The organism is Myxococcus sp. CA039A, from assembly GCF_013336645.1.
GTDB lineage: Bacteria > Myxococcota > Myxococcia > Myxococcales > Myxococcaceae > Myxococcus > Myxococcus llanfairpwllgwyngyllgogerychwyrndrobwllllantysiliogogogochensis.
The window spans coordinates 1-7,061 of record NZ_JABUMQ010000456.1 but is presented as its reverse complement, the minus strand read 5'-3'; the positions used below and the strand labels follow the sequence as shown (position 1 = coordinate 7,061).

The window sequence follows — 7,061 nt, the reverse complement described above, 5'->3', positions numbered from 1 at the left end:
CCTCACGCCGGAGCCACCCCGCTCTCTCGCACCACCGAGCCCGCGCCCAGTGTCCGCGTCATCAACGTCCGCAAGCCGGAAGCCCCACCGGGCCCGCCCGAGTCCGTGGCCGTCGACGACGAGGACTCGCGCTTCTACCCGGAGGAAGCCTCCCCGGGCGGCTGTGCCTCCGGCGAGTGCATCCCCGAACCCGAGCTTCCCGCCGCCGAGCCGGAGCCGGAGCCGCCTCCCGTGCTCGCCACCTCGCCCGCACCCGCGGGGGCACGAGGCCGCGACAACCCGAACCTTCCGCTGATTGAGCGCTGGCGCGCCGCGGTGGAGAGCGTCAAGGCCTCCTCCCTCCGGCACGGCACCGCGCTCGCCAACGGCCGTCTCGTGTCGATGAAGGCCGGAGAAATCATCCTCGGCTTCCTGCCCTCCGCCGGCCTGCACCGGATGACGGTGTCCGCCGCGGCGGGGAAGACCATCATCGACAAGCTCCTCGCCGAGCACTTCGGCCGAGCGGTGAAGCTCTCCTTCCAGGACGTGTCCGCCGACGACACGCGGGCCTCGCTCAGCATCGCCGAGCGTGACGCACAGAGCCGGGCCACCCACGAGAAGAACACCGAGAGCAAGGTGCGCAACCACGCCTCGGTCCGCGCCGTGCTCCTGAGGCTGGGTGGAGAAATCGAGCACATCCAGATCTACGAGCCCGAGCGCCCCGCCGCCGCCTCGCCCGCCGACGCTCCAATCGAAGCCCCCGACGACAGCGCCTGACTTTGTCCCCGCGCAACGGTAGGGTGCGCGCCACACTCCACGCCCGAGCGGACCCATGAAGGGTGCCGCTCCCCCGAGTACCGAGGAAGCACATGCCTGGCGTCGACCTGAACTACTTCATCCGGCAGGCGAACAAGCTGACGGAGAAGATTGAAGAGCGGAAGCAGCAGCTGGCCGAGGAGACCGTCGAGGCCACGGCTGGCGATGGCCGCGTCACCGTCGTGGCCAACGGCATCCAGGAGATCCGCAGCATCAAGATCAACAAGGAAGTCATCGACCCGAACGACACGTCGATGCTCGAGGACCTCATCATCGCCGCCGTGAATGGCGCCCTGGCGAGCAGCCGTCAGCACATGCAGCGCGAGCTGGCCAAAATCTCCGGCGGCATCAAGATCCCCGGCGTTACCTGATACCGGATGACGCCCGATCCGCTGAACCGCCTCGTCGCCCAGCTCGCGAAGCTGCCGGGCATTGGCGAAAAGACCGCCCAGCGCCTCGCGTTCCACATTCTGCGTGCTCCCGGTGAGTACGCCGCGGACCTGTCGCAGGCCATCCGAGAGGTGAAGGAGAAGGTGCACCTGTGCGTGCGCTGCTTCTCCCTCACCGACACGGAGACCTGTGGCTTCTGCCGCGACCACCGCCGTGACGACCGCGTGCTGTGCGTCGTGGAGACCTTCGCCGACCTGATGGCGCTGGAGCGCACCCGGGAGTTCAAGGGTCGCTACCACGTCCTGCACGGCGTGCTGTCTCCGCTCGAAGGCGTGGGCCCCGAGCAGCTTCGCATCAAGGAACTGCTGGAGCGCCTCAACGACAGCCGGGTGGAGGAGCTCATCCTCGCCACCAACCCGGACGTCGAGGGCGAGGCCACCGCGCTGTACCTGACGCGACTGCTCAAGCCCATGGGTCTGCGTGTCACCCGCATCGCCCAGGGCCTGCCCATGGGTGGTGATTTGGAGTTCGCCGACCAGGCCACACTGGCGAAGGCACTGTCCGCCCGCCGCGACCTCTGAGGCACCCCGCGGCGCCAAACACCGGCGCCGCGCTTCCTACCGGGTCAGCCGCCAGGCGAACGGCACCAGTACGTTGACCTCCTCGTCGCGATGCGCCGGGAAGCGCAGCCGCTGCGCCTGGGACTGGAGGCAGCGGCCCACCGCCGTCTCGGCCAGCGGTCCGCGCACGCCCGCGCGCACGGCACCCGACGAGACGATGGAGAACTCCACCTGGACCTGCCCTTCGCTCGTCGGCAGGTCCGCGCGGTTCTTCTCGAAGCACGCGGTGATGCGCGAGCGCCCCTTCTCCACCACACGGGTGATGTCCCCCACGCCCAGCGTCATGCGCTTCTTGGCCGGTGGCGCCTTCAGCGGCTTCTCGGCCACCTCGTCGTCGCCCTTGCCCGGCAGCGCCGCCTGGGCTCCCACGGCCGCCTGCGCGTCGCCTTCAGGGGTGGTCGGGACAGCCTCCGGCCCCTGCACGGTCGTCCCCACGGGCGCGGCCACCACCTCTGGCGGAGTGGGCACGGGGACCGGCTCAGGCTTCTGGACCTTCACGCTTACGTCATTCGCGGGAGCCGTGGAGGCGTGAGCCGCCACCTCGCCACCCGACGACGCGGGCGCGACGAGCTGCCGGTATCCCACGAGCCCCACGCTCGCGAGCAGCAAGCCTCCCGCGAGGCCGACGACGAGCGGACGCCAGCCTCGGGAACGCGGGGCCTCGACGGGTGGAACGGAGGTCTCGGTGGCCGGCGTCTTCGTCGCGGCGGGCACCAGTCCCGATGACGACGCGGGGGAACGGGCCCCCCAGGCGCGCGCGGTGGCGACATCGGTGCTTCCGCCCACGGAGACCGGAGCGCCCACCACGTTCGTCCCCGTCTCCATCAACCCGGTGGCCTGCGTCACGACCCCCAGGGCCGCGGAGAGCGAGGCCAGCGTGGGGATGCGGGTGCGCTCGGTGAAGCGCTCCTCGCCGAAATGGGAGCGGAGGAACGCGCTGAGCTGCGGCGTGCCGGCGGCGCTCAGGTGCTCGCCGAGGAAGGCCTCCAGGTCCTCGGCGAACGCCTCCGCCGTGGGGTGACGGTCTTCCGGAAATGGGGACATCGCCTTCAGGACGATGGCCTCCAGTTCGACGGGCAGGTCGGGCCGCAGCTCGCGCGGGCGCTTGAACTCGTTGTGCAAGAGCGCGTTGAGCACCGCGAGGTCGTTCTCTCGCGAGAAGGGCCGCACGTGCGTGAGCGCCTCGAACAGGCTGACGCCGAGCGCGAAGATGTCCGCGCGACGGTCCACCTCCCCGCCCTTCGCCTGCTCCGGCGCCATGTACATGTACTTGCCCTTCACGACGCCGGTGCGCGTGTTGGCGAGCCGCGACTCGGCCTTGGCGATGCCGAAGTCCAGCACCTTCACCTGCCCCTGATACGTCAGGTACAGGTTCGACGGAGAGACGTCGCGGTGGACCACGTTCTGCGGCTGCCCCATGTCATTCGTGAACTCGTGCGCGTAGTGCAGCCCTCGCGCCGAATCGATGAGCACCCGCAGCACAATCGGGAACGGCAGATACTGCCGCCGACGACCGGCCAGCCGCAGCGTCGTGGAGAAGTCCTCGCCCGCGAGGTACTCCATGCAGATGTAGTAGCAGCCCTCGGTGAAGCCCAACTCCTGAATCTGGACGATGTTGGGGTGCGTGAGCTTCGCGGCCAGCCGCGCCTCGTCCCGGAACATCTCCACGAAGTCAGGGATGCTCGACAGGTGCGGCAGCATCCGCTTGATGACGACGTTGCGCTCGAAGCCGTCCGCGCCCAGCAGCTTGGCGAGGAAGATCTCCGCCATGCCGCCCTCGGCCAGCTTGCGAACCAGCACGTAGGGCCCATACGGGCGCAGCAGCGGCGGCGGCGCGTCCTCGGAGCCAGGATGTGTCGTCTGGGTGGGTGACATCCTCAAGGCCCTCGCTGTCTCAGGGTGCGGACCGTATGAACATCCGGAGCACCGGGACGGGTCATCTTAAACACCAGCAACGGGGGCGCGCCCACTGGCTCCACCCAGGTATCGAAGCGGTGCTTGCCATCCAGGGAGACGGGACGTCCATTGATGGACAGGCGCGCATTCACGGGCGCCACGCCCGTGGTCCTCACCTTCGACGCGGCCCGCTGGCCGTTGCGCGGCTGCGACACCAGGAGCATCGGTACTGAGTTGTCGTACACCAGCTCGAGCTTGTTCATCCGTCCCCCCTTCAGTTGCTCGCCCGTCGCGGACAGCGGCGTGACGGACCAGAGGTAGCTGCCCTCTCCCAGCGCGCCCGCGTCCAGCGCCGCGCGAGCCTCCGTCACCGTGCGCTCGGCCACTGGCTTCTCCAGCGCGCCCACCCGATACACCGCCACCTTGTACCGCGCCGCCGACGCCTCCTCCGCATAGGTGAACGTCACCGACGGCGGCTTGTCTTGATAGAAGATGGTCGTTTTCTCCAGCCCCTCCGGCACCACGTTGCGCACGCGGTCCAGGTCTCCGCCGAGCCGCTCCGGGGCGAACGTCGCGCTGCCCTTCGCGAGGTCCTTGCCGTCCTTGCCGCGCACCCTCCAGTACAGCAGGCCGCGCGCGGGAGCCGGGACGTTGACGAAGGACTGATACACCGTGCCGGACAGCAGGGGCCGCGTGAAGGCCTCGTCCGAGGCCACCTCCACCGTCACCTCCCCCTCCTTCTCCCAGCCAATGGCCACCTCGGGCATCCCCTGGTGGTAGACCTCCGTGCCGTCTCCCTCTCCGAGCAGCAGCGGCGCGGGTCCGAGCGCCTCGATGCGCGCCTCGCCCGTCTCGCCTGTCACCGTCGCTCGCTCTCCGGCACGCAGCGGCTGGCGCACGTCTCCGCGCACCAGCGTCACCCGCCCTGTGTGCGCATCGACCAGATAGCCCGTCGAGGTGCGCCGCACCGCCAGTCGCGACGCGCCGTCACCCTCCAGCGTGAGCCCGGGCAGCACCACGCGACTCTCGCGTCCCTGCGCGAGCTGGACGCCGAGCCCACCCTGGCGCAGGTCCATCCGGGCCTCGTCCCGCGTGCCCCCCTGCCCCGCGCCCTCCAGCACCATCTCCGCCGAGGGCCCCAGCGACAACTGCGAGGACGAGCCCTGCAGCATCAGCTCCGCCGTGCCACTGCCGCGCGTGCGCACGCCGTCTCCCGGCGCCAGCACGTCGCCCTCCGTGCGCACCGGACGCCAACGCTTCGCGCCCTTGCCGCGCATCTCCGCGCGCCCCGAACCCAGTCGCACCGTCACCGGAATGGGTGAGAGTTCCACGAGCCGCGAGCCGCGCAGCAGCAGCTCCGCTCGCCCCGCCGATACCTCCACCGAGTCACCCTCCGACGCGCGCAGTTGCTGGCCATCCTTGGACACGAACTCGATGGCGCCCAGCTTCACTTCCACGCGGCCGGAGTCCTTCGTCACCTGCACGCTCACCTCGCTGGGCTCGGAGCCCACGCGCGTGAGGCCGAAGGGCGTCAGCAGTGTCAGCGACACCTTCTTGCCACTCGAGGGAGCGCCGGCCGGGCGCGCGGGGACTCGCGACAACACGATGCCGCGCTCCACGGTCAGCACCACGCTCCCGGCCTCTTCGCCCACGCCGACGCGTGCGTCGGAGCCCACCTCCACCGAGCGCCCGTCCGCGAAGCGCATCGTCGCCGCGCCCGTCGCGCCCGTCTCCAGCGCGTCACCCGAGTACAGCGGGCCTTCCCGCGCGGGGACCTTCTTGCCACCGCGCTCCACCAGCACCTCGCCGGACAGGCCCTCCAGGCGAGCCAGCTCCACGGAGGGTCCCGCGTCGGGCGAGGCAGGAACCTCCGCGACGGGGCTGGACGGAGTGGTCGCCTCTTCGTCGCAGGCCGTCGCGACGAGCAGGAGGACCAGGAGCCAGGGACGCGCGTTACTCACCGTTGAGGCCTCGGGATGAAATCGACATGGAAGAGGGGCTGCTCACCTTCTCGCAGCGAGGCAGCGAGCCTGGGAAGCGTGTCACTCACCGCCGCTGCCTCGGGAAGAGGTCGACGTTGAAGATGGCCTGCTCTCCATCCTTCAAGGTGACGAGCTTGGATTGCGACAGGTAGCCGCGCGCGGAAATGGTGATGCGGTAGGTGCCACCGCGCACCTTGAAGGTGAACGCACCCTTCGCATCCGTGCGCGCCTTCACCTTCGCCTGCGGGATGAGCAGCGTGGCCGCGATGGGCTTTCCGCCCCGAGCACTGCGCACCTGGCCCGTGAGCGTCGCGGGCTCACCCTTGCGCTCCGAGGCGAGCGGCACGGACAGCACCGTCTCCTGCCCCGCGATGATGATGGCCGCCTCTTCCGCCACCCGATAGCCCGGCGACTTCGCCACCACGGCCACGGGCCCTGGCGGCAGCGACTTCACCCACGCCTCGCCCCTCATGTCCGTGCGCACCTCCACGGCCCCCACCGTCAGCCGCACCCCCGGCAACGGCACCCCGTTGCCCGCGCTCACCACCGTCACCTTCAAGCCCCCCGTGGGAGGCGGCAGCTTGCGCGCTCGCACCGACAGCGCCACGCGCCCACCGTCCTCCACCGTGACTCGACCCTCCGCGGGCTCGTAGCCATCCACGCTCACCCGAGCCACGACGTCACCCGGCGGCAGCTCCACGTTCTCCAGCGAGCCCTGTGCATCCGCCTCGCGCGGCGCGCTCTCCACGCCTCCGGACACCAGCACCACCCGCGCTCCCGCCAGCGGCGCGCCCGACTCCACGTCCAGCACCTGGAGCGACAGGCCCCCCGCCGGCACCCGCTCGGGAGGCAGCGGCTCCGATACCCGGGACTCGGGAGCGTCATTCCAGGTCAGCTCCAGCGCCGCGCCCACCCGACGCATGCGCTGCTCGGACCGCGTCCCATCCGCGAGCGTCACCGTGTCCTGCACGTGCTGGAAGTCCACGAGCAGCGTGCCGGACCAGCGCTGCGCGCCCGTCAGCGGGAACAGGAGCGCGCCACCCGCGGCGAAACCCTTCGCCTCCGCCTTCGCCCCGGCCGAGTCACGAACCGCCAACGACACGGGCACCTCGCCCCGCGCCTCCACCTCCAACCGGGTGAACAGCGGCAGCCGCAGGCTCCCGCTCACCAGCGCCGCGTGCCGCACCCCTCGCGACAGCACCGGCTCCGAGGACGCACCGAAGTGCGGCAACTGCGCATATCCATAGCCCGCGCCCACCTCCGCCCGCACCGGCCCCAACCAGGTGCGCACCTTGGGACCCACCGACGCCCGCAAAAGGCTGCCCCCGGTGATCCGCAAGGAGCCCTCCTTCAAGTCGAAGCCCTCGCGCTGCACCGC

At 70.5% G+C, this 7,061-nt stretch carries 5 protein-coding genes and 1 pseudogene; 3 read left to right on the top strand and 3 right to left on the bottom strand.

Going from position 1 to position 7,061, the window contains the following annotated elements:
* The 3 genes and pseudogenes from HR086_RS43205 to recR form a co-directional block, all read left to right on the top strand.
* Positions 1-756, top strand: a pseudogene (locus tag HR086_RS43205) (DNA polymerase III subunit gamma/tau); the annotation flags it as partial.
* 92 nt (positions 757-848) lie between these two features.
* Positions 849-1,166 (top strand): YbaB/EbfC family nucleoid-associated protein, encoded by a 318-nt coding sequence (locus tag HR086_RS43200; RefSeq protein ID WP_141649168.1) that lies wholly within the window; start codon positions 849-851, stop codon positions 1,164-1,166.
* Between the two features lie 6 nt (positions 1,167-1,172).
* Complete coding sequence (gene recR, locus HR086_RS43195) at positions 1,173-1,766, top strand: recombination mediator RecR (protein ID WP_141649169.1); 594 nt, start codon at positions 1,173-1,175, stop codon at positions 1,764-1,766.
* Between the two features lie 36 nt (positions 1,767-1,802).
* Here recR and HR086_RS43190 read toward each other — a convergent pair whose 3' ends face one another.
* The 3 genes from HR086_RS43190 to HR086_RS43180 form a co-directional block, all read right to left on the bottom strand.
* The gene (locus HR086_RS43190) at positions 1,803-3,680 is read right to left on the bottom strand and encodes a protein kinase (RefSeq protein ID WP_174468552.1); all 1,878 of its coding nucleotides are present in this window, start codon (positions 3,678-3,680) and stop codon (positions 1,803-1,805) included.
* A gap of 2 nt (positions 3,681-3,682) precedes the next feature.
* Complete coding sequence (locus HR086_RS43185) at positions 3,683-5,662, bottom strand: FecR domain-containing protein (RefSeq protein ID WP_174468551.1); 1,980 nt, start codon at positions 5,660-5,662, stop codon at positions 3,683-3,685.
* 85 nt (positions 5,663-5,747) lie between these two features.
* Positions 5,748-7,061 (bottom strand): collagen binding domain-containing protein (locus HR086_RS43180; RefSeq protein WP_174468550.1); only part of this gene is annotated, 1,314 nt, incomplete at its 5' end.